General features: G+C 56.7%; 3 protein-coding genes. All 3 read left to right on the forward strand.

The genetic code is table 11. The features are described 5' to 3' along the window. Positions 1-319: hypothetical protein (locus AC5DDB_RS29780; RefSeq protein ID WP_491743413.1), on the forward strand; the 319-nt coding region annotated here is incomplete at its 5' end. A 91-nt stretch (positions 320-410) separates the two neighbouring features. Beyond that, positions 411-665, forward strand: a complete 255-nt coding sequence (locus AC5DDB_RS29785) for a hypothetical protein (RefSeq protein WP_491743414.1) — start codon at positions 411-413, stop codon at positions 663-665. Positions 666-681: 16 nt separating this feature from the next. Then, entirely contained in the window at positions 682-948 is a 267-nt protein-coding gene (locus AC5DDB_RS29790) for an NrdR family transcriptional regulator (RefSeq protein ID WP_491743415.1), read from the forward strand. The last annotated feature ends 173 nt before the right edge of the window (positions 949-1,121 follow it).

Genomic DNA, 1,121 nt, shown 5'->3' on the forward strand with positions numbered 1-1,121 from the left:
CCATGAACCTGGACGGTTCATGGTCACGTGTGATTACTTTTGGGATTGGGTCATGAGGGTTCGACGTCAAAAGCCTGCAACCTGCCATTTCCGAGTACTTCTCCGCCGGGACGACGACGAAGTACGGTTGGTTGATATCGAGGCGTTGACTCGGCATTTGGCCGCCCGCATGGCCGAAGCGGGGAACATCGGTTGGCGAGCTGAGATCGTCGCCGTTGAATGGGGCGTCGTCGGCCGTTGCGGAAATTGTGATGCGTTTGTCTTCGAAGATGAGGAACGGCCACGCCGGTCCAACCGACTGCGATGTGCAGATTGTTGAATCGCGGGTCCTTCCGATAGGGTGGGCTAACCCTGCCACCAGCGGGAACAGCCCGGGTTTTATACACACTTGCTTGCACGGATGATCGATCATGTTCGAACACCACGAACGCCGACCGCTGCCGCCGGAAATGGCCGACCCTGTCGTCGAAGAGATTGACGAACAGCTGACAACCGATGGGCCGGTTTACTGCCCGACGTGCAAATCGATGAGTGTTGAGGGTCGAGGCGGTCCGACTGAGATGCGGTATCGTTGCGATCGCTGCGATTGTGTTTTCATCGTCGTTGACCATGAACCAGACGGCAACAGGCTCCGCGACAGACGCCGGAATCGGCGGGAATTGTAATCACGGAAGGAACGGCATGGATGCTGGAATCGCTTGCCCCGATTGCGGGGCCAATATGAGTTCGGTTTTGAAGACGGAGCCGCGTGTCGGTTTCATCTATCGCCGCCGCATCTGCCCGAAATGTCAGACCAGAGTTTCGACCACGGAACGCATCGCCGGGAGCGGTGGTCAAGCAAACACGTCCACATGTGACCGTATCGTTGCTTCCCGTATCCATAACCTGATCGAAATTCTCGGGTTGTCAGAGTTTTTCGAATCTTCCGACGACGAATCGGCACTATGATCCCGCCGACCGTCAGACGTCCAAGGAAGGACCGCACGAATGCCATATCGATTTTATGAGGACATGCCCAGCGACATGCAGGAACTCTATCTGGAGTTGCTGCCCCAAGGCGATGATCCTCGGGCCCGTTTGCAAGCCGGGCAAATCTGCTCGAAAGCTCCGCAGCATTTCGA

Source organism: Thalassoroseus sp. (genome assembly GCF_984380535.1).

What these genes read in the sequence shown, in the direction of transcription:
- AC5DDB_RS29785 (WP_491743414.1), top strand. Translation starts at nt 411, where the DNA reads ATGTTCGAACACCACGAACGCCGACCGCTGCCGCCGGAAATGGCCGAC.
- AC5DDB_RS29790 (WP_491743415.1), top strand. Translation starts at nt 682, where the DNA reads ATGGATGCTGGAATCGCTTGCCCCGATTGCGGGGCCAATATGAGTTCG.